Annotated in this window: 17 protein-coding genes; 13 read left to right on the forward strand and 4 right to left on the reverse strand. The window is 32.2% G+C overall.

Annotated elements, in window-relative coordinates:
- Positions 1-29: 29 nt before the first annotated feature.
- Entirely contained in the window at positions 30-2,591 is a 2,562-nt protein-coding gene (gyrA, locus tag GQR95_RS16340) for a DNA gyrase subunit A (protein WP_159024145.1), read from the reverse strand.
- A gap of 259 nt (positions 2,592-2,850) precedes the next feature.
- On the opposite strand from gyrA, the gene GQR95_RS16345 reads away from it, so the two are divergent.
- Both GQR95_RS16345 and GQR95_RS16350 read left to right on the forward strand, forming a co-directional pair.
- Positions 2,851-5,397 carry an ATP-dependent Clp protease ATP-binding subunit gene (locus GQR95_RS16345; protein WP_159024146.1) on the forward strand — a complete coding sequence of 849 codons (2,547 nt, stop codon included), beginning with the start codon at positions 2,851-2,853 and terminating at the stop codon, positions 5,395-5,397.
- A 141-nt stretch (positions 5,398-5,538) separates the two neighbouring features.
- Positions 5,539-6,567 carry a TlpA disulfide reductase family protein gene (locus GQR95_RS16350; protein ID WP_159024147.1) on the forward strand — a complete coding sequence of 343 codons (1,029 nt, stop codon included), beginning with the start codon at positions 5,539-5,541 and terminating at the stop codon, positions 6,565-6,567.
- A gap of 90 nt (positions 6,568-6,657) precedes the next feature.
- Here the strand turns inward: GQR95_RS16350 and ytxJ are convergent, their stop codons facing one another.
- The gene (gene ytxJ / locus GQR95_RS16355) at positions 6,658-7,122 is read right to left on the reverse strand and encodes a bacillithiol system redox-active protein YtxJ (RefSeq protein ID WP_370514513.1); all 465 of its coding nucleotides are present in this window, start codon (positions 7,120-7,122) and stop codon (positions 6,658-6,660) included.
- 59 nt (positions 7,123-7,181) lie between these two features.
- Between ytxJ and clpB the strand changes: the two genes are divergently transcribed.
- Positions 7,182-9,788, forward strand: a complete 2,607-nt coding sequence (gene clpB / locus GQR95_RS16360) for an ATP-dependent chaperone ClpB (protein ID WP_159024148.1) — start codon at positions 7,182-7,184, stop codon at positions 9,786-9,788.
- Between the two features lie 207 nt (positions 9,789-9,995).
- Here clpB and GQR95_RS16365 read toward each other — a convergent pair whose 3' ends face one another.
- Entirely contained in the window at positions 9,996-10,427 is a 432-nt protein-coding gene (locus GQR95_RS16365; RefSeq protein ID WP_159024149.1) for a hypothetical protein, read from the reverse strand.
- Between the two features lie 412 nt (positions 10,428-10,839).
- Between GQR95_RS16365 and smpB the strand changes: the two genes are divergently transcribed.
- The 3 genes from smpB to GQR95_RS16380 are packed head-to-tail and all read left to right on the forward strand — an operon-like array spanning position 10,840 to position 13,434.
- Positions 10,840-11,298 carry an SsrA-binding protein SmpB gene (gene smpB / locus GQR95_RS16370; RefSeq protein WP_159024150.1) on the forward strand — a complete coding sequence of 153 codons (459 nt, stop codon included), beginning with the start codon at positions 10,840-10,842 and terminating at the stop codon, positions 11,296-11,298.
- Positions 11,299-11,328: 30 nt separating this feature from the next.
- Positions 11,329-12,867, forward strand: coding sequence for a peptidase (locus GQR95_RS16375; protein WP_159024151.1), 1,539 nt, complete (start codon positions 11,329-11,331; stop codon positions 12,865-12,867).
- A gap of 12 nt (positions 12,868-12,879) precedes the next feature.
- Positions 12,880-13,434: a hypothetical protein gene (locus GQR95_RS16380; protein ID WP_159024152.1), complete on the forward strand. Its 555-nt coding sequence runs from the start codon at positions 12,880-12,882 to the stop codon at positions 13,432-13,434.
- Here the strand turns inward: GQR95_RS16380 and GQR95_RS16385 are convergent.
- Entirely contained in the window at positions 13,431-14,072 is a 642-nt protein-coding gene (locus GQR95_RS16385; RefSeq protein ID WP_159024153.1) for a protein-L-isoaspartate(D-aspartate) O-methyltransferase, read from the reverse strand. The genes GQR95_RS16380 and GQR95_RS16385 overlap by 4 nt on opposite strands.
- A gap of 130 nt (positions 14,073-14,202) precedes the next feature.
- Here GQR95_RS16385 and GQR95_RS16390 point away from each other — a divergent pair, with 130 nt between their 5' ends.
- From GQR95_RS16390 to miaA, 7 genes are all read left to right on the forward strand, one after another.
- Positions 14,203-15,162, forward strand: coding sequence for a Gfo/Idh/MocA family protein (locus tag GQR95_RS16390; RefSeq protein ID WP_159024154.1), 960 nt, complete (start codon positions 14,203-14,205; stop codon positions 15,160-15,162).
- Positions 15,163-15,223: 61 nt separating this feature from the next.
- Positions 15,224-16,114 (forward strand): 3-hydroxybutyryl-CoA dehydrogenase, encoded by an 891-nt coding sequence (locus GQR95_RS16395; protein WP_159024155.1) that lies wholly within the window; start codon positions 15,224-15,226, stop codon positions 16,112-16,114.
- 50 nt (positions 16,115-16,164) lie between these two features.
- A complete protein-coding gene (locus tag GQR95_RS16400) occupies positions 16,165-16,830 on the forward strand; it encodes a YggS family pyridoxal phosphate-dependent enzyme (RefSeq protein ID WP_159024156.1) in 666 nt (221 codons plus the stop codon).
- A gap of 17 nt (positions 16,831-16,847) precedes the next feature.
- Positions 16,848-18,224, forward strand: a complete 1,377-nt coding sequence (locus GQR95_RS16405; protein WP_159024363.1) for an exonuclease domain-containing protein — start codon at positions 16,848-16,850, stop codon at positions 18,222-18,224.
- A gap of 5 nt (positions 18,225-18,229) precedes the next feature.
- A complete protein-coding gene (locus GQR95_RS16410) occupies positions 18,230-20,209 on the forward strand; it encodes a DUF3857 domain-containing protein (RefSeq protein WP_159024157.1) in 1,980 nt (659 codons plus the stop codon).
- A gap of 19 nt (positions 20,210-20,228) precedes the next feature.
- A complete protein-coding gene (locus GQR95_RS16415; protein WP_159024158.1) occupies positions 20,229-21,098 on the forward strand; it encodes an ion transporter in 870 nt (289 codons plus the stop codon).
- A 4-nt stretch (positions 21,099-21,102) separates the two neighbouring features.
- Complete coding sequence (gene miaA, locus GQR95_RS16420; RefSeq protein ID WP_159024159.1) at positions 21,103-22,017, forward strand: tRNA (adenosine(37)-N6)-dimethylallyltransferase MiaA; 915 nt, start codon at positions 21,103-21,105, stop codon at positions 22,015-22,017.
- Positions 22,018-22,141: the final 124 nt, after the last annotated feature.

A 22,141-nucleotide genomic window follows, 5' to 3' on the forward strand; every position in this document is an offset into this window, starting at 1 on the left:
AATAAAGTTAATTGTTAATTAATTGTTTTCTAGTTGTTATCTTCTGTTGTAGAGTCTTCACCATCTACTGGTGCATCCTCTCCTTCAATATTTTCAATATTCTCGATGTCTTCTTCTTCAATTACTTCGTCTTCATGCATGACTTTAGCAACTGCTGCAATAGAATCTCCAGCACGTAAATTAATAAGTTTAACACCTTGCGTAGCACGGCCCATAACTCTTAAATCTTGAACTGCAATTCTAATAGCAATACCCGATTTATTAATAATCATAAGATCGTCTGAATCTGATACCGTTTTAATCGCTACTAATTTTCCAGTTTTTTCTGTAATTGAAATAGTTTTTACACCTTTTCCTCCACGATTGGTTACTCTATAAACAGGTTCTCCATCTTCTGGATCGTCTATATACGTACGTTTACCATAACCGTTTTCAGAAACCACTAATACAGATTCTTCTTGAGGGTTTTCTACAGCAATCATACCTATTACCTCATCATTATCTTGTCCTAAAGTAATACCTCGAACTCCAGAAGCACCTCTACCCATAGGTCGTGTTTTAGCTTCTTCAAATCGAATAGCTTTACCCGATTTTAATGCTAACATAACCTGACTTGTTCCTGTGGTAAGTTTAGCTTCTAAAAGCACATCGTCTTCCTTAATTGTAATGGCGTTAATACCATTTGTTCTCGGACGAGAATATTGCTCTAAAGAAGTCTTTTTAACTTGACCTTTTTTAGTTGCCATGATTACGTAATGACTGTTAATGTATTCTTCATCCTTAAGATCTTGAGTACATATAAACGCCATGACTTTATCGTCTTGTTCTATGTTTATTAAATTCTGAATCGCTCTACCTTTAGAGGTTTTACTTCCTTCAGGAACTTCGTAAACACGCATCCAAAAACATTTTCCTTTTTGTGTAAAGAATAACATGTATTGGTGGTTAGTTCCCACAAATAAATGTTCTAAGAAGTCTTCGTTACGAGTTGTTGATGCTTTTTGACCAACGCCTCCTCTATGTTGTGTTTTGTATTCTGTTAAAGAAGTACGTTTAATATATCCTGCATGAGAAATAGTAATGACTACTTGCTCGTCTGGAATCATATCTTCAATACTTAAATCTCCACCAGCATATTCTATAACAGAACGACGTTCGTCTCCGTATTTATCTTTAATGACTTGAAGTTCATCTTCGATAATTTGCATACGACGCTCTTTCTTGTCTAAGATGTCTTTTAAATCTGTGATCGTTTTCATGATCTCTTCGTATTCCAAATGTAATTTGTCTTGCTCCAGACCGGTAAGTTGGCGCAAACGCATTTCTACAATCGCTTTCGCTTGGATTTCAGAAAGTTTAAAACGTTCTATTAAACGTGTACGTGCTTCATCTGCATTAGAAGACCCACGAATAATAGCAATTACCTCATCAATATTATCTGATGCAATAATTAATCCTTCTAAAATGTGAGCACGTTCTTCCGCTTTTCGTAATTCGTAAGTTGTACGTCTTACTACAACGTCGTGTCTATGTTCAACAAAATGGTGGATTAAATCTTTTAAGTTTAACAACTCTGGACGTCCGTTTACTAATGCAATATTATTTACACTAAAAGAAGTCTGTAATTGTGTGTACTTAAATAATTTATTTAGAACGATATTAGGAATAGCATCACGTTTTAAAACATAAACAATACGCATACCATTTCTATCAGATTCGTCTCTAATAGTAGCAATACCATCTAATTTTTTATCGTTAACTAAATCTGCAGTTTTTTTAATCATTTCTGCCTTGTTCACTTGGTACGGAATTTCTGTTACAATAACACATTCACGTCCATGAACTTCTTCAATATTGGCTTTAGCACGCATAATAATACGTCCGCGTCCTGTACGGAACGCTTCTTTTACGCCATCGTAACCATATATTGTTCCTCCTGTAGGGAAATCTGGAGCTTTTATATACTTAATAAGCTCGTCAATTTCAATATCTTTATTCTCTATATATGCTTTAATCCCGTCTACAACTTCACTTAAGTTATGCGGCGGCATATTGGTTGCCATACCTACGGCAATACCAGAGGCACCATTAATTAACAATCCAGGAACACGTGTAGGTAATACTGTAGGTTCTTGTAACGTATCATCAAAGTTTAATTTGTGATCGACTGTCTCCTTGTCAATATCTGCCAACATGTCTTCAGAAATCTTACGCATACGCGCTTCTGTATAACGCATTGCGGCTGGACTATCACCGTCAATAGAACCAAAGTTACCTTGTCCGTCTACTAGCATATAACGTAAACTCCATTCTTGAGCCATACGTACCATTGCATCATAAACCGAAGTATCTCCGTGTGGGTGATACTTCCCTAAAACTTCACCAACAATTCTTGCTGACTTTTTATGCGCTCCAGTCGCTCTAACTCCCAATTCGTACATTCCGAATAAAACACGTCTGTGTACAGGTTTTAAACCATCTCTAACATCTGGAAGCGCACGTGATACAATGACAGACATTGAGTAATCAATGTAAGCCGTTTTCATTTCGTCTTCGATATTAATTGGAATAAGCTTTTCTCCTTCTGCCATCTATAAAAATAATTTAGTTATCTTGTGTGTTTCAAATCGCGCTAATATAACCATTTCCCGTGTCAACATAGGCGTTTTAACACGGTTTTTAACAGTTTTTATTAACAAAACACACTATAGGTTTAGTTAATAAGTAAGACATCAAATATTTTGATTTTATAAAGATTTTTTTTCTATTAGCATAAATCATATAATTAGGGTATACTTTTTGTCTTTGATAATATGTTTTAGTAATTTTAATGCAGAAAGGAATTAATTTATGGATGATAATTTTTCACCGAGAGTAAAGGATGTTATTGCTTACAGTAAAGAAGAAGCCCTACGTTTAGGACACGATTTTATTGGAACAGAACACCTTATGCTAGGTTTATTAAGAGATGGGAACGGAAAAGCAATAAATATTTTAAACGCCTTAGATATAGATTTAAATCATTTAAGGAGAAAAGTCGAAATATTAAGCCCTGCAAACCCAACACTAACAGCTATTTCTAACGAGAAGAAAAATTTACATCTCACTAGACAAGCAGAACGTGCTTTAAAAACAACGTTTTTAGAAGCTAAACTATTTCAGAGTAATTCTATTAATACAGCACATCTTTTATTGTGCATCTTAAGGAATGAAAACGATCCTACAACGAAGCTTTTAAATAAGCTGAAAGTAGATTATGATAACGTTAAAGAACAATTCAAATTTATGATTACAAACGATGATAATTATATAGAGCCAAAAGCGGAATCGTTCCAAGACGATGGTATCGGCGAGGACGATGCACCGAAAGACAATTTGTTCAGTACACCTACAGGAAAAACCAATAAAAAATCTAAAACACCTGTTTTAGACAATTTTGGTCGCGACTTAACTGCCATGGCAGAAGAAGGCAAATTAGATCCTGTAGTTGGTCGTGAAAAAGAAATTGAGCGTGTGTCTCAAATTTTAAGTCGACGTAAAAAAAATAACCCTCTTTTAATTGGTGAACCTGGTGTTGGTAAATCTGCCATTGCCGAAGGTTTAGCAATTAGAATTACAAAGCGTAAAGTCTCTAGAATTCTATTTAACAAACGTGTTGTTACTTTAGATTTAGCGAGTTTAGTTGCTGGTACAAAATACAGAGGTCAGTTTGAGGAACGTATGAAAGCGGTTATGAATGAACTTGAAAAGAATGATGATATTATTCTTTTTATAGACGAAATTCATACCATTGTTGGTGCCGGTGGAGCAACTGGAAGTTTAGACGCTTCTAATATGTTTAAACCTGCTTTAGCACGTGGAGAAATTCAATGTGTTGGTGCAACAACTTTAGATGAATACAGACAATATATTGAAAAAGATGGGGCTTTAGAGCGTCGTTTTCAAAAAGTTATTGTAGAGCCAACTACCGTTGAAGAAACTATAGAAATTTTAAATAATATTAAAGACAAATACGAAAGTCACCATAACGTAAATTATACGCCAGAAGCTATAGAAGCTTGTGTAAAATTAACAAGTCGTTATATGACAGATCGTTTTTTACCAGACAAGGCTATTGATGCTTTAGATGAAGCTGGATCTCGTGTACACATTACAAACATTAATGTGCCTAAACAAATTATAGAACTCGAAAAAGAACTAGAAAAAGTTAGAGAGACAAAAACATCTGTAGTTAAAAAACAAAAATACGAGGAAGCTGCTAAATTAAGAGACGACGAAAAACGTCTTGAAAAAGAATTAGCAATTGCTCAAGAAAAATGGGAAGAAGATACCAAGCAACATCGCGAAATGGTAACAGAAGACAACGTTGCAGATGTTGTTTCCATGATGACTGGTATTCCTGTAAACAGAATTGCACAAACAGAAAGTAACAAACTGGCTTTATTACCAGAACTTATTAAAGGAAAAGTAATTGGTCAGGACGAAGCTGTTTCTAAAGTTGTAAAAGCCATTCAAAGAAATCGTGCTGGACTAAAAGATCCAAATAAACCAATTGGTTCATTTATATTTTTAGGTCAAACAGGTGTTGGTAAAACACAATTAGCAAAAGTACTTGCTAAGCAACTGTTTGATAGTGAAGATGCTTTGGTTAGAATAGACATGAGTGAATACATGGAAAAATTCGCTATCTCTAGATTAGTCGGAGCACCTCCAGGATACGTAGGCTATGAAGAAGGCGGACAATTAACCGAAAAAATTCGTCGTAAACCTTATGCTGTTGTCCTTTTAGATGAAATTGAAAAAGCGCATCCAGATGTTTTTAACATGATGCTTCAAGTTTTAGACGATGGATTCTTAACAGATAGTTTAGGACGTAAAATTGATTTTAGAAACACTATAATCATTATGACTTCTAATATTGGTGCGCGTAAATTGAAAGATTTCGGAACCGGAATTGGTTTTGGCACGGCTTCACAAAAATCACAAGAGTCAGCCAACACAAGAAGTGTTATTGAAAGTGCCTTAAAGAAAGCATTTGCTCCAGAATTTTTAAATAGAATTGATGATGTTATTGTATTCAATACTTTAGAAAAAGAAGACCTTAATAGCATCATTAAAATTGAACTTGATAAATTATTACAAAGAATTAAAGATCTAGGTTATGATTTACAGTTAAGTGAAAAAGCGACTAGTTTTATAGCTGAAAAAGGATTCGATAAACAATACGGAGCGCGACCTCTAAAAAGAGCAATACAGAAATATGTTGAAGATGCTTTGGCTGAAAAGATTATTACTTCAAAAATTCATGAAGGCGATGTCATCCTTATGGATTTAGATGAAACAAATCAAGAACTTGTTATCACTATTGAAAAACAAGAAAAGCCTACAGAATCTTAAAAAGATTAATTATTATAAACTAAATGTCCGTTGTTAATCCTTCGGACATTTTTGTTTTCATTTTTATACACCTTAAACTATTACAATTAATTATAATATATCATTCTATTCTCTTATTTTTAGATACTCAAAAAATACACTATGAAAAAAATTTTTATTGCTATTGGAGCCTTAACCATCTTCGCTTGTCAAGAAACTCCAAAAAAAGATTACGTAACGCTTTCTGGAAAAATAACAGATCAAAATAGCGATTCTATTATCATTAGAAGCCGTAAATACAGTAAAACTATTAAAGTAAATGCTGACGGAACTTTTAGTGACACATTAAAAGTAGAAGCTGGATTATATAACTTTTATGATGGAGGTGAATCGTCTACTATTTTTCTTAAAAACGGCTACGATCTAGACATGTTTCTAGACACAAAAGCTTTTGATGAAACAATTACATACACCGGCGAAGGTTCTGAAAACAATAACTTTTTAGCTGAAAAATCTTTAACTGAAGAAAAATTATTAGATCAAGATTTTTCATCTATGGATTTAGAAACTTTAGATGCTACATTTAAAAACATAGAAACAGAGCTAACTACATTTTATAACTCTAAACAAGGTCTTGATTCTATAATTACAACCTCAGCATCAAAAAGTTTATCACCAATGTTAGAAGGCAATAAAAAATATTACGCTAATAACATTATTCTAAAGCAAGAAATGACAGGAAAACCATCTCCTGTGTTTGTTGATTACGCAAATGCAGACGGTTCTACAACTTCTTTAGAAAGCTTAAAAGGAAAATACGTTTATATAGATGTATGGGCAACTTGGTGCGCACCTTGTAAAGCTGAAATTCCAGCTTTAAAAGCGCTAGAAAAAGAATATCACGACAAGAATATTACGTTTGTAAGCGTTTCTGTTGATGATGATAGAACACACGGTGGTTCTTGGGACAAAGCAAAAGCAGATTGGCTAGCAATGGTTGCTGAGGAAAAATTAGGCGGCGTACAAATTATGTCTCCTGAAGGATGGCAATCTGATTTTGTAAGAGACTACAAAGTTAACGGTATCCCTAGATTTATCTTAATCGATCCAGTTGGAAATATTGTAGACCCTAGTGCACCTAGACCTTCAGATTCTAAATTAAAAGAATTATTTACTTCTTTAAGTATCTAATATCTTAAAATAAAACTTAATAAATCCGCTTAGAATAATTGTTTTAAGCGGATTTTTATTTTGGATCATAGTTTCACCGCTACAGCTAACCTAGTATACAGATAAATCTATAGAGTTAATTTCTCCGTGAGAAGCATATTTAACCACTTCTCCATTCTTGATAATTAAAATTTGTGGAGACTCATGATACACTTTAAACCTATCTGCAATTGCACCAGAAAGCACTTTATTTTGCAACAAATCTAAAAAATACATATCTAAATTAAATTCAGATTTGAATGATTTCTCAAACTGTCTTAACACCATTCTACTAATTCCACAGCGTGTAGAATGTTTAAAAATCGCCTGTGCTTTATCGTGCGACGCCTCAACAATAGTATCTAACTGATTTTCACCAACTAAAGGTCTCCAAATTATTGCACTTTCCTCCTTCTCACTTGAAGAAGAATTATTAAATATTTTATCAAAAAATCCCATATTTTCATTAATTTTAAGTCTTACTTCTTTTCTACAAGAAAGACAATTAGTCAGCTTAATCACTTCAAAAACAGACATTTTGTCTTAATTTTCTAAATGGTAAGAAAATTGATTATTCATTGAAAAACATATATACAATGAACTTTAACAATTATACAATAAAATCTCAAGAAGCCATACAACGTGCGCAACAAATTGCACAAGAATATGGACAACAAAGCTTAGAGAACGAACATGTTTTTAAAGCTATTGCTGAAGTAGATGAAAATGTGTTACCGTTTATTCTAAAAAAATTAAATGTTAACATCAACATTTTAACTCAAGCTTTAGACAAACAAATTGAAAGTTTTCCTAAAGTTTCTGGTGGTGAAATTATGGCGTCCCGAGAACTCGGAACAGCTTTAAATGAAGCGTCTAGTATTGCTAAAAAAATGAATGACGAATATGTTTCTGTAGAACATTTAATCATTGCCATTTTTAAATCGAAAAGCAAAATAGCACAAATGCTGAAAGACCAAGGTGTAACCGAAAAAGGACTTACAGCAGCAATTGAAGAGTTACGTCAGGGCGACCGTGTAACCTCTCAAAGTCAAGAAGAAACATATAACGCACTTAATAAATACTCTAAAAACTTAAATGAGTTAGCCAAAAACGGAAAACTAGATCCAGTTATTGGTCGTGATGAAGAAATAAGAAGAATTCTTCAAATTTTATCAAGACGAACAAAAAACAACCCCATTTTAATTGGAGAGCCTGGTACTGGTAAAACAGCAATTGCAGAAGGTTTAGCGCACAGAATTGTAGATGGAGATGTGCCTGACAATTTAAAAGACAAACAAATCTTTGCCTTAGATATGGGTGCACTTATTGCAGGTGCTAAATACAAAGGAGAGTTTGAAGAACGTTTAAAAGCCGTTATTAAAGAAGTAACATCTAGCGATGGCGATGTAGTATTATTTATAGACGAAATTCACACACTTGTTGGTGCAGGTGGTGGCCAAGGTGCTATGGATGCAGCAAACATTTTAAAACCAGCTTTAGCCAGAGGAGAACTTAGAGCGATAGGTGCGACAACCTTAGACGAGTATCAAAAATACTTTGAAAAAGATAAAGCATTAGAACGTCGTTTCCAAAAAGTAATGGTTAATGAGCCAGATACAGAAAGTGCCATTTCTATATTGCGTGGTATTAAAGAAAAATACGAAACTCACCACAAAGTACGTATTAAAGATGAGGCGATTATTGGTGCAGTAGAATTATCTGAACGTTATATTACAAACCGTTTTTTACCAGATAAAGCTATTGATTTAATGGACGAAGCAGCGGCTAAATTACGTATGGAAATTAATTCTAAACCAGAAGAACTTGATGTTTTAGACAGAAAAGTAATGCAGTTAGAGATTGAAATTGAAGCCATAAAACGTGAAAAAGACGAAGTAAAACTTAAAAGTTTAAAATCTGATTTAGCGAACTTAAAAGAAGAACGTAATACTATAAACGCAAAATGGAAAAGTGAAAAAGCGGTTGTAGACAATATTCAAGCTGCAAAATCTGACATTGAAAACTTTAAGCTAGAAGCAGAACGCGCAGAACGTGAAGGAGACTATGGTAAAGTTGCCGAAATTAGATATGGAAAAATTAAAATAGCTCAAGAACATTTAGATGAACTTCAGAAAGAATTAAATGAAAATAAATCTGAAAGTTCTTTAATTAAAGAAGAAGTTACTTACGACGATATTGCTGAAGTTGTTGCAAAATGGACTGGAATTCCAGTAACCAAAATGTTACAAAGTGAACGTGAAAAATTATTACATCTAGAAGATGAATTACACAAACGTGTTGTTGGCCAAGAAGAAGCAATTACAGCAGTAAGTGATGCTGTAAGACGTAATCGTGCTGGTTTACAAAACCCACAAAAACCTATAGGAACCTTTTTATTCTTAGGAACAACTGGGGTTGGAAAAACAGAACTCGCAAAAGCTTTAGCGTCTTACCTATTTGACGACGAGAACTCAATGACGCGTATTGATATGAGCGAATACCAAGAACGTCACTCGGTAAGTAGATTAGTAGGAGCACCTCCGGGATACGTAGGTTATGATGAAGGCGGACAATTAACAGAAGCTGTACGTAGAAAACCTTATTCTGTAGTGCTTTTAGATGAAATTGAAAAAGCGCACCCAGATACGTTTAATATTTTATTACAAGTTTTAGATGAAGGACGACTAACAGATAATAAAGGACGTGTAGCCGACTTTAAAAACACGATAATAATTATGACATCTAACATGGGAAGTCAGATTATACAAGAACGTTTTGAAGCTACAAAAGATATTGAAAGCGCTATTGAAACCGCAAGAATTGATGTACTTGCGCTATTAAAACAAACGGTTAGACCAGAGTTTTTAAATAGAATAGACGATACCATTATGTTTACGCCTTTAACAAAAGAAAACATTAAAGAGATTGTAGGATTACAACTCAAGAGCGTCTCTAAAATGATTGCGCAACAAGGAATCACTTTTGATGCCACACAAGAAGCTATTAATTATTTAGCTAAAAAAGGATACAATCCAGAATATGGAGCTCGTCCAGTAAAACGTGTAATACAGAAAGATGTTTTAAATGAATTGAGTAAAGAAATATTATCTGGTAAAGTTACAACAGACAGTATTATATTATTGGACAATTTCGACGATAAACTAGTGTTTAGAAATCAAGAAAGTTTAGTACCTCATAATTAATTAAAATTATGTTAAACCCAATTTAATAGATAATATAATAAACTTAAACGCCTTTAAAGTTTAGGTTGGTTAATAAAAAAGCAATGTAAGTCTGAAAATGATGAACATTGCTTTTTTTATGAGCAATAAACAATTTAATAATAAGACATAAAAAAGCATTTTGATACATATATCAAAATGCTTTTAAATTTTATTAAGCGAGTTATATTACAATTTCATTGTAACCCCAATTGCTGGCATTACAGTATTTACACCTCCAGAAAATTCAGCATACACACCCCATTTATCATTCCAAAACCATCTTCCTCCTACTTGTAAACCTATATCAAAACTACTATCATCCAAATCGTTATCTCCTGCATAAATAGCATATCCCGCGTTAGCTCCTCCGTAAACATCCCAAGCATCATCTGTAATTCCAAAAATATTGTCGAAATAATAATTTGCTTTTACACCTACTGTAATCCAATCTAAATCAAAATCTGTACCTATTCCAGGAGCAATTGTTATATCTTCATGAACAGGAATTTCATAATTAACACCTACAAGTCCAAAGTTTAATTCTTCTCTTGCTTGTCCAAAAACATTTGCCACGCTAAACATTAAAGCTAATGTAAATAATAATGTGATTTTTTTCATAATTTTTGTTTTCTTAATTTAATTATTGATGCGCAAATGTAAAAATAAATTCATGTAATTATTAACTCAAACAAGAATAATCATAACGTTTATAAGCATTCAAAACAGACAATAAATGCATATAAATTAGAAGCAAACCATAGTTTTAATATCACAAAAAACAAACCTCAACACAAACATTATTAACAATAAAACAACTTAAAAACTAACAGTAGTTCAAGAAAATTAATCATTCTCTTGAGTACAGATTCAAAATAATTATTTTTAAAATTAAATTCTGTCTTATAAAAAATCATTATAATTAAAAAAAAGACAGTAAAGCATCTTTTAAAGCATTAAATTAATCTAGAATTGAAGTTAATGAAGCTTAAGCATATTAAAAATTATATTTAATTATTTACCTTTGACCACTATGCAAAATAAAATAAACATACAAAATAAGAAAGCTCGTTTTTTATACGAAATCTTAGATAAATATACAGCAGGAATAGTACTTTCTGGTACCGAAATAAAATCGATTAGAAGCAGTAAAGCATCTATTGCCGAAAGTTTTTGCGAATTCAATGAACAAGGCGAATTATTCGTTATTAATATGACGGTTGAAGAATACAAATACGGAAATTTTTACAACCATCGCCCAAAAGCAGAACGTAAATTACTTTTAAATAAACGCGAACTTAAAAAACTTGAAAAAGAAGTTAAAAACAGCGGATTAACGATTGTGCCGTTAAAACTTTTTATAAACGATAATGGGTACGCAAAGTTAAATATTGCTTTAGCTAAAGGTAAGAAACTATACGATAAGCGTGAAACTATTAAAGACCGAGACAACAAACGTAATCTGGATCGTGTAAAGAAAATTTACAAATAATACGCCCACCAACTTATCTTATTTAAAACTATGAAATACACTTTAAAAATACTTTTTTTAGCTTTTACAATTGCTTTACACTCTTGTAGAGGAACAAAATCTACTTCTAAAGAAATAGTTAACAATGTAAATTTTGAAGTTAATCTTTTAGATCGCTATAACGATACTTATAAGGTTACCGTTACTCCGCCAACATTAACAGAAGCTAATTCTATTTACCAATTTGCTTCTACCGCTCCAGGAACATACCAAGTTATGGATATTGGGCGTTATGTAAAAGCTTTTAAAGCCTTAGATAAAAATGGAAAAGAGTTAGAAACAACTCAAATTTCTACAAATCAATTTCAATTAACAAATCCTGAAAATATTTCAAAAATAGAATATGAAATTTCAGAAACTTGGGACACACCTGTTACCGAAAACAAAATTTATTTAATGTGCGGAACGTCTATAGAAAAAGACCATGCCTTAATAAACGGACAAGCTGTATTTGGATATTTTAAAGAAAAACAAGGCAATCCTATTACTATAAAATTAGATTTTCCTGAGACTTGGATAGTAGGAACACCCTTAAAAAAAAATAGCGATAGTTTATACTACGCAGAAGATTACGACAAAATTGTAGACTCGCCTATTTTACTTGGTAATCTTACAAAAGCATCTATGAATGTTCAAGGTACAGACGTAGATATTTACACCTATTCTAAAACAGGTTTAGTAACATCTAGTGAGGTTTTAGAATCTATGAAAAACATGTTGTTATCTGCTAGTGGGTTTCTTCATGGATTACCGGTAAAACATTATACGTTTTTATTTCATTTTGAAGACTCTACAAATGGAGCTTGGGAACATTCTTATAGCTCGGAATACATATACAAAGAAGATAAATGGGAAAACCTAGAACAGCAAGTTGTAGAAGTTGCTGCACACGAATTTTTTCATGTGGTAACGCCTTTAAATATTCATAGCGAAATTGTAGATCAGTTTAATTTTATCACTCCGGTACCTTCTAGACATTTATGGTTGTACGAAGGCACAACAGAATGGGCTTCACATATGATGCTTTTTCGCTCAGGTTTAAAATCTACAGACGATTACTTTAAAACACTGTCTAGAAAAATTATGATCAATTCTAAATATTTCGATTCTAAAGTAAGTTTAGAAGATTTGTCTTTAACCTCTTATACAAAAGAAGGGAATAAGCAATACGGTAATATTTATATGCGAGGTGCATTAGTAGCTGGACTTTTAGATATAAAACTATTAGACTTATCTAACGGAAAACGTGGTTATATTGATGTTATTAATGATTTAGCTAAAGAATACGGCCCAAACACACCGTTTGACGATGCCACATTTTTCAAAACATTTGTAAAGAAAACCTATCCTGAAATAGAAGCTTTTATAGACAATTACATTGTTCATGCAAATGCGTTACCCATAAAAGAATATTACAATAAAATAGGTGTAGATTATAATCCTGTAACTAACACTTTTTCTTTAAATGCATCGCCATCTGCAGAACAATTAAAGCTAAGAACAAAATGGATGGCTCCAATAACCCTTTAAAAATTCATTAAAATGAAACAGTTTTTATTCGCAATTGGATTAAGTATTTTATTTATTTCTCCTTCATTTTCACAAAAGAAAAAAGAAGTAGAAATACAAAAAACAAACTATCTGCCATTAGTAAAATCTTTAGAAACCACTATAGGCACACTATATTTATCTATTTCTGGAGATAAAAAAGAAAAGCGAGATTGGGATTTATTTAAATACTTATTTAACGAAAATGCAAAATTAATAACCACTGGAGTTGATTATGAAAACAAACTCCAGGCTAAATATATGACACCTGCCGAGTATGTAAAAACGTCTAAAGATTGGATGTTAAAAAACGGATTTCACGAAAAAGAGATAAACCGTATTGTACATACCTTTGGAAACATAACACAAGTATTTAGCACCTTTGAAGCCTACCATTCTGAAGACGATAAAGAACCGTTCATGAAAGGCATCAATAGTATTCAACTTATTTTTGACGGAAACAGATGGTGGATTATTAATTTATTATGGTCTAATGAAACTGAAGAGAAACCAATCCCTTCAGAATTCCTTCAGAAAGATGAAAATTAGTTTTTATCTTCTAAAAGCGGGACAAAACGACATTCTCCAAACTCATGCTTTTCAAATTCTTTAAGTCCTTTTCTAATAAATAAGGTCATAATTTGTACATCATTACCAACAGGAATAACTAAACGTCCTCCTATTTTTAACTGACTTAGTAATGGAGTTGGCACATAAGGCGCACCTGCAGTTACAATAATACCATCGAAAGGTGCATCTTCAGGCATCCCTTTATAACCGTCTCCAAAAATTAATTTTCTAGGACGATAACCTAATTTAGGAAGAAATTTACTCGTTTTTTTAAACAATTCTAATTGGCGTTCTATACTAAACACTTTAGCTCCAAGTTCGCATAAAACGGCAGTTTGGTAACCACTCCCCGTTCCTATTTCTAAAATCTGAGAATCGCGAGATAATTTTAGCAATTCTGTCTGAAATGCTACGGTATAAGGTTGCGAAATAGTTTGATCTGCCGCAATAGGAAAAGCTTTATCCTGGTATGCATGATCTAAGAAACTAGAATCCATAAACAAATGCCTAGGGATACTACCTATTGTTTTAAGTACATCAGGATCTGTTATCCCTTTCTTTATTAATGTATTTACTAATTGTTGTCTTAATCCTTTATGTTTAAAAGTATCGTTCAAGAGTATAAGTATTATGTAGGTTTAGTCGAGTTATAAGTTTTGCAAAAGTAAATCTTTTATTAAATTTTTAAATTTTAATTGGCATTTAAAACTCATAAAAAATCTTATTTTTGTGTAAAACCCTATAACAATGTTAAAAGCCGGAGTTCTTGGTGCTGGTCACCTTGGAAAAATTCATTTAAGACTACTTAATCAATCTGAAAAATACCAATTAGTAGGTTTTCATGATGCCGATATAAAAAATGCAAGAAAAGTAGAAGCAGAATTTGGTTATAAATTTTTTGAAACTGTTGAAGAATTAATTGATGCAGTAGAGGTTGTAGACATCGTTACACCTACACTTTCTCATTACGATTGCGCTAAATTAGCAATAGCTAAGAACAAACATATCTTTGTAGAAAAACCAATTACAAATACCGTTAAAGAAGCAGAAGCTTTAAGATCGCTTGTTGCAGAACATCACGTAAAAGGTCAGGTTGGACATGTAGAGCGTTTTAACCCTGCTTTTTCTGCCATTAAAGATTTACTTGATAAACCTATGTTTATTGAAGCACACCGTTTAGCAGAATTTAATCCAAGAGGAACAGATGTTCCTGTGGTTTTAGATTTAATGATTCACGATATAGACATTATTTTAAGTGTTGTACAATCTAAAGTAAAACACATTAGTGCGAGTGGCGTTTCTGTAATTAGTGACACTCCAGATATTGCAAATGCTAGAATTGAATTTGAAAATGGTTGTGTTGCCAATCTTACAGCAAGTAGAATTTCGTTAAAAAATATGCGTAAAACACGTTTTTTTCAGCGTGATGCCTATATTTCTGTAGATTTTCTTGAAAAGAAATGTGAAGTGGTAAGAATGAAAGATGCACCTGAAACACCTGGAGATTTCGATATGATTTTACAAAATGCTGAAGGCGTTAAAAAACAAATCTATTTTGCAAATCCAGATGTAGAAAACAATAATGCTATTTTAGACGAACTTGAAACATTTGCAGACGCTATAAATAACAACACACAACCTGTAGTAACCTTACATGATGGAACAGAAGCGTTACGTGTTGCTAATATGATTATCGATCAGTTTTAAAACGCTTAAAAAAGTAAAGTCTAAAACATTCAATTACATTTCTATATAAAATTAAACGATCATGAAAAACATTGCAGTTATTGGTGCCGGAACCATGGGAAATGGTATTGCGCACACATTTGCCCAAAGTGGTTTTCATGTTCAGTTAATTGATATTAGTGAAGCATCCTTAAAGAATGGATTAACTACAATAACTAAAAATTTAGAGCGATTAATTTCTAAGGCTGTTATTTCTGAAGCTAAAAAAAGTGAAACACTAAATCTAATATCTACATGTACAGATATTACAGAAGGTGTAAAAAATGCCGATTTAGTTGTTGAAGCAGCCACAGAAAACATAGATTTAAAACTTAAAATATTTAAACAATTAAGTACTGTTTGTGCAGAACATACTATTTTAGCTACTAACACCTCATCTATTTCTATTACACAAATAGCAGCCGTTACAAATCGGCCAGAGTTAGTGATTGGTATGCATTTTATGAATCCTGTTCCTATAATGAAATTGGTAGAAATTATTCGTGGCTACAACACTAGCGACACTGTTACCAAAACCATTATGGAACTCGCTAAAGCTTTAGGGAAGGAACCCGTAGAAGTTAACGATTACCCAGGATTTGTAGCCAATAGAATTTTAATGCCCATGCTTAACGAATCTATAGAAACGTTATACAACGGTGTTGCTGGTGTTACAGAAATTGATACCGTTATGAAATTAGGAATGGCACACCCAATGGGACCATTGCAATTAGCAGATTTTATTGGTTTAGATGTTTGTTTATCTATTTTAAATGTAATGTACAATGGTTTTAAAAACCCGAAATATGCACCTTGCCCTTTATTAGTAAATATGGTTAGAGCAGGTAAATTAGGTATAAAATCTGGTGAAGGTTTTTACGATTATTCATCTAGCAGAAAAGCAGAACACGTCTCGAAGCAGTTCTTAAAGTAAGACATATTCACAAAGCACATCTTTCATTTTAAAAGTATAATTATTTTATCATGTCTATTCAACAAAATTTAAATCATATAAAAGAAACATTACCTGAACATGTAACATTAGTTGCGGTTTCAAAAACAAAACCTGTTAGCGATTTACAAGAAGCTTACGATGCTGGACAGCGTATTTTTGGCGAAAACAAAATTCAGGAAATGGCCGAGAAACACGAGATTCTTCCTAAAGATATTGAGTGGCATATGATTGGCCATGTACAGCGTAATAAGGTAAAATATATGGCTGCTTTTGTAAGCTTAATTCATGGTGTAGAAAATGAAAAGCTTTTAAATGAAATTAATAAACAAGCAGCAAAACACGATCGTGTTATAGATTGTTTGCTTCAAATTAAAATTGCCGACGAAGATTCTAAATTCGGGATGACGGAGGCTGAAGCCTTAAAAATTCTTCAACCTGACGCCTTTTCAGAATTAAAACATATTAATATTGTTGGCGTTATGGGGATGGCAACTTTTACAGAGAATGAATCTCAAATAAAAAGTGAATTTAGCCAATTAAAAACTATCTTTAATTCGTTGAAAAAACACCATGTAAACCCAACTCAATTTAAAACCATTTCTATGGGAATGAGTGGAGATTACACCTTAGCAATCGCATGCGGAAGTACTATGGTACGTATAGGAAGTAGTATTTTTGGAGTACGAAATTATTAATTTTTTAAGAGTATATTATTTACGTAATTTTAGACATAGAGACCACAGGTGGTAAATTTAATGAAGAAGGTATAACCGAAATTGCAATCTATAAATACGATGGACACACCGTTGTAGATCAATTTATTTCATTAATAAATCCTGAACGAGATATTCAACCTTTTGTAGTTAAACTTACAGGTATTAACAGCAATATGCTTAAAAACGCACCTAAATTTTACGAGGTTGCCAAGCGTATTATTGAAATTACTGAAGACTGCATTGTTGTCGCACATAACTCGGAATTTGATTACCGTATTTTACGTACAGAATTTAAACGTTTAGGTTACGAATTTAAACGCAAAACACTTTGTACTGTAGAATTATCTAAAGACTTAATACCAGATCAGCCTTCTTACAGTTTAGGAAAATTAGTAAGATCGCTTGGTATTCCTGTAACAGATAGACATCGTGCTAACGGAGATGCTTTAGCTACGGTAAAATTATTTAAACTACTTCAGGCAAAAGACACAGGGAAACAAATTATTCAATCTTCAATTAAAGAAGCTCAAAATTCTAAAAAATTAGACAGCAAATTAATTGATATTGTAGAAACACTTCCTGCTGTTACTGGTGTATATTATATTCATAAAGAAGGTGGAGATATTATCTACATTGGAAAAAGCAGAAATATAAAACGTCGCGTTAATCAACATTTTACAGCTCCAAATTCTAAATCTAAAAAAATCCAGCTTCATGTTACCGCTGTAACTTACGAAGAAACTGGAAGCGAACTTATTGCTTTACTTAAAGAGAGTGAAGAAATAAAACGTGTAAAACCAATTTACAACCGCTCTAGAAAACGCACACATTTTACACATGCGCTTTATACATTTAAAGACAAGAATGATTACATAAATTTAAAGATTGATGTTGCAGACGGCCGTAAACGCTCCATTACAACATTTAGTAATAAACAAAGTGCAAAACACTTTATAGAACGTGCTGTAGAAGATTATAGTTTATGTTTACAACTTACAGGTTTAGAAACTAATATTCCTGGAAAACCGTGTTTTAATCACAATATAAAAGACTGTAATGGTTCATGTATAAATGAAGAGTCTCCAGAAGATTATAATGCACGCGTTCAAGAATTACTGGATAAAAACAGTTACCCATACAAAAACATGATTATTATAGATCGCGGAAGAGCCATAGACGAACGCAGTGCCATTTACATTAAGGACGGACAGTTTGAAGGCTTAGGATTCTTCAGTCTAAACTACCAAATAAATAATATTAAAGTGTTAGAATCCATTATAACCAAAATGGAAAACAATAGAGATGCACAACATATTATACAGAGTTATTTGCGTAGTCATAAAAATCTAAAAATAATAGAACTAACGCCCTAACCATATTGAAAACGCTACTAATTAACCTACTACTATTATCAACCATTTCTTTATACTCACAAGCATACAGCAGTGAAGAATTTTCTGTAAGCCAAAACGACTTAAATATTAAAAAATTTGTAAAAGACTCTACTGCGAATGCTTTAGTAATTTACGAATACGGAAAAAGTTATATTGATGACGAAGATTTTTTACTTAAAACGGAATATAAGAAAAAAGTAAAAATTTTAAACCGAAACGGATTTAAATACGCAACCGTAGAAATTCCGTTGTATAGTAACAAAAGTCAAAAAGAACGTGTTACAGATATTACTGCAACTACTTATAATTCTAATAATGGCTCAATTACATCTACAAGATTAAACCCTTCAGACATCTTTTATGAAGACAATACCGAAAATCATACTACAGTAAGATTCACGTTACCAAATATTCAAGAAGGAAGTGTTATTACGTACAGCTACAAATTATCTTCACCTTATATTTATAAATATCACGAGTGGATTTATCAAGAAGATATTCCTAAACTCTATAGTGAATATGTTGCAAGTATTCCGGGCAATTACAACTATAATATAAAACTTGTTGGTCCTTTTAAGTTTTTTGAAAGCACATCTAAAATTGAAGGACAATGTTTAAAAGGACGAAGTGGATCTTATGCAGATTGTGGTGTTACCAATTATGTTATTAAAGATTTACCCGCTTTTATAGAAGAAGATTATATGACGAGTAAGTTAAATTACATCTCGAGATTAGATTTTGAATTAAAAACAATTAAACACTTTGATGGCACCATAGACCAAATTACTAAAACGTGGAAAGATGTAGATCACGAATTAAAAACAGATAAAGACATTGGTTCGCAAATTAAAAAATCGATAAAAGCAAAAGACTTTTTAACCACAGATATTATTAATGAAAAAGACCAGGTAAAAAAGGCTAAAGCAATTTATAATTATGTGCAAGACCAATATACATGGAATGGCGACTATAAAATATTCACAGATGTTTCTGTAAAAGATTTAATAAAAAATAAATCCGGAAATGTATCTAGTATAAACATACTGCTTAACAACTTACTAAGAGATTGTAATATTGAAGCTAAACCCGTACTTATTTCTACAAGAAATAATGGACTTCCTACCAAGCTATATCCAGTTATGTCCGATTTTAATTACTTAATTGTTCAAGCAAGAATTGGAACTAAAACATTTTTCTTAGATGCTGCAGAAGCATCTTTACCATTTGGAGAATTACCGTTTAGATGTTTAAATGATTATGGGCGTATTATAGATTTTAAACAAGGCAGTAAATGGGTAGATATAGAACTAAATGACACTTCCCAACTTGCTTACAGAATGGAGATGAATATTGTAAACGATTCTTTAGATATTACTGTAGGAACTACAAAAACGGGGTATTATGCTATAGATTCTAGAAAAGAATACAATGCGAATAACGAGAAATATCTAAAAGACTTCCAAGATAAGCATCCTACTTTTTACATTTTAAAACATACTATTGAAGATTCAGACAGAAACGATGCTGTTTTTAAAGAAAGACTAAGTGCTAAAATAGGTTTATCTCCCATAACAAAAACTACAGATAGTATAACAAAAAAGACATTATATATAAACCCTATTCTATTTTCCTTATTTAGAAAGAATCCGTTTACACTTCAAGAACGCTCCTACCCGATTGATTTTGGATATAAAAGTAAATTTAGTTACATGCTAAAATTAAATACAGCAAAATACACTGTAGAAGAACTTCCTAAAAGTGCCGTTTTTGCTTTACCCAATAAGGCTGGATCTTTAGTATATAATGTGAACCAACAAAAAGATTTTATTCTAATTAGCATAACATTTAGTTTAAATAAACCCGTTTATAATCACGAATATTACGACAGTTTAAAGACGTTAGCGAGTGAATTAATTAACATTCAAAAAAATTCAATAATTGTTTTAAATTCAATTGAAGAATAGTTTTCATATTTTTGATTTTATGAGCAAACCCACACAGAAAAAAAACTGGAAAGATCAGTTACACGAAATAATTTACGAGGCAGATACACCCGCTGGTAAATTATTCGACGTTATGCTACTTGTTATCATTATAGCAAGTATTGTTTTGGTTATGCTAGAGAGCGTAAAAGCTATAGATTCAAAATATCACGATCTTTTAAATATTCTAGAATGGATTATTACTGTACTTTTTACAATAGAATATATTGCTAGAATTATAACAGTAAAGAAACCATTTAAATACATTTTTAGTTTTTATGGCGTTATAGATTTACTATCTACGGCTCCAAAATACTTATCTATATTATTTGCAGGAACTCATGCCTTAATTGCTTTAAGAGCGCTAAGACTGTTACGTGTTTTTAGAATTTTAAAACTGGGACGCTTTTTAGGGGCTTCTAATAATTTAGTGACAGCATTAAAAGCTAGTCGTGCTAAAATTTCAGTATTTTTATTTGCCGTAGTGATTCTTGCCATTATTTTAGGAACCATTATGTATTTGGTTGAAGGTGAAGAAAACGGATTTACAAACATACCAAAAAGTGTATATTGGTGTATCGTAACACTAACAACTGTTGGTTTTGGAGATATTGCACCGCAAACTCCTTTAGGACAACTTATAGCTTCTTTAGTCATGATTTTGGGTTACGGTATAATTGCCGTTCCTACAGGAATTGTTTCTGCAGAATATAGTAATCAGACAAGAAACCCTATAAATCCCACACCAGAAAAGCCTGTAAAAAGAAACATTAATCTAAATTCGCAATCCTGTTCTAATTGCTTAAAAAGCGATCATAGAGACGGTGCTAAATATTGTTATAATTGCGGCGAATCACTGCACAATTCTTAAACCTTTGAATACAAATCATTATCTTATATCTATAGTTGGTCCAACAGCAATTGGAAAAACGGCGTTAAGTATTAAACTGGCTAAACACTTTAAAACCGAAATTATTTCGGCAGACTCAAGACAGTTTTTTAAAGAAATGCAAATTGGTACAGCTGCTCCAACTCCCGAAGAATTATCTGAAGCACCACATCATTACATTCATCATAAATCTATAGAAGATGTATATAATGTTGGAACCTTCGAGAAAGAAGCTTTACACACTTTAGAAACACTATTTAAAACACATAATACCGCAATTATGGTTGGTGGATCTGGTTTATATATAGATGCGATTACGCGTGGTCTAGACAATTTCCCTAAAGTAGATACAAACATACGTATTGCTTTAAATGCACAACTAGATAGTGAAGGTCTAAAAAGTTTACAAGAGCAACTAGAGCAACTAGATCCTAAATCTTTTAAAACTATTGCAATAGATAATCCACATCGTGTTATTAGAGCATTAGAAATTTGTTTAGGCACAGGGCAACCTTACTCTTCTTTCTTAAATAAGAATAAAGATTCAAGAACATTTAAAACCATTACCGTTGGTCTTAAAGCAGATCGTGAAATTATTTACGACCGTATAAACAGACGTGTAGATATTATGATGGAACAAGGTTTGCTTGATGAGGTAAAATCGTTAGAAGACAAACAACATTTAAATGCGTTAAATACGGTTGGATATAAAGAACTGTTTAATTACCTAAAGGGAGAATGGACATTAGATTTTGCGATTTCAGAAATTAAGAAAAATTCAAGACGTTTTGCTAAGCGCCAACTTACTTGGTTTAAACGAAACGAAAACACACTATGGTTTGATTATGAAACGCCAATAAGAACCATTATTCAGGATATAGAAAGTAAAATTGAAGCATAAAAAGCGGTATTTATTTTTCAATATTACTAATGTAAATACATTCTCATTAAAAACTTTTTGCAAAGCATTTATTTAACAACAAATCTATAAATGGTGCTTAAGAAATTATATCAGATTGTAAAAA

It is taken from the genome of Formosa sp. L2A11, from assembly GCF_009796865.1.
Classification (GTDB): Bacteria; Bacteroidota; Bacteroidia; order Flavobacteriales; family Flavobacteriaceae; genus Formosa.

Coding starts and splice junctions, on each gene's coding strand:
- gyrA (WP_159024145.1), bottom strand. CDS start 2,591: ATGGCAGAAGGAGAAAAGCTTATTCCAATTAATATCGAAGACGAAATG.
- GQR95_RS16345 (WP_159024146.1), top strand. CDS start 2,851: ATGGATGATAATTTTTCACCGAGAGTAAAGGATGTTATTGCTTACAGT.
- GQR95_RS16350 (WP_159024147.1), top strand. CDS start 5,539: ATGAAAAAAATTTTTATTGCTATTGGAGCCTTAACCATCTTCGCTTGT.
- ytxJ (WP_370514513.1), bottom strand. CDS start 7,122: ATGTCTGTTTTTGAAGTGATTAAGCTGACTAATTGTCTTTCTTGTAGA.
- clpB (WP_159024148.1), top strand. CDS start 7,182: ATGAACTTTAACAATTATACAATAAAATCTCAAGAAGCCATACAACGT.
- GQR95_RS16365 (WP_159024149.1), bottom strand. CDS start 10,427: ATGAAAAAAATCACATTATTATTTACATTAGCTTTAATGTTTAGCGTG.
- smpB (WP_159024150.1), top strand. CDS start 10,840: ATGCAAAATAAAATAAACATACAAAATAAGAAAGCTCGTTTTTTATAC.
- GQR95_RS16375 (WP_159024151.1), top strand. CDS start 11,329: ATGAAATACACTTTAAAAATACTTTTTTTAGCTTTTACAATTGCTTTA.
- GQR95_RS16380 (WP_159024152.1), top strand. CDS start 12,880: ATGAAACAGTTTTTATTCGCAATTGGATTAAGTATTTTATTTATTTCT.
- GQR95_RS16390 (WP_159024154.1), top strand. CDS start 14,203: ATGTTAAAAGCCGGAGTTCTTGGTGCTGGTCACCTTGGAAAAATTCAT.
- GQR95_RS16395 (WP_159024155.1), top strand. CDS start 15,224: ATGAAAAACATTGCAGTTATTGGTGCCGGAACCATGGGAAATGGTATT.
- GQR95_RS16400 (WP_159024156.1), top strand. CDS start 16,165: ATGTCTATTCAACAAAATTTAAATCATATAAAAGAAACATTACCTGAA.
- GQR95_RS16415 (WP_159024158.1), top strand. CDS start 20,229: ATGAGCAAACCCACACAGAAAAAAAACTGGAAAGATCAGTTACACGAA.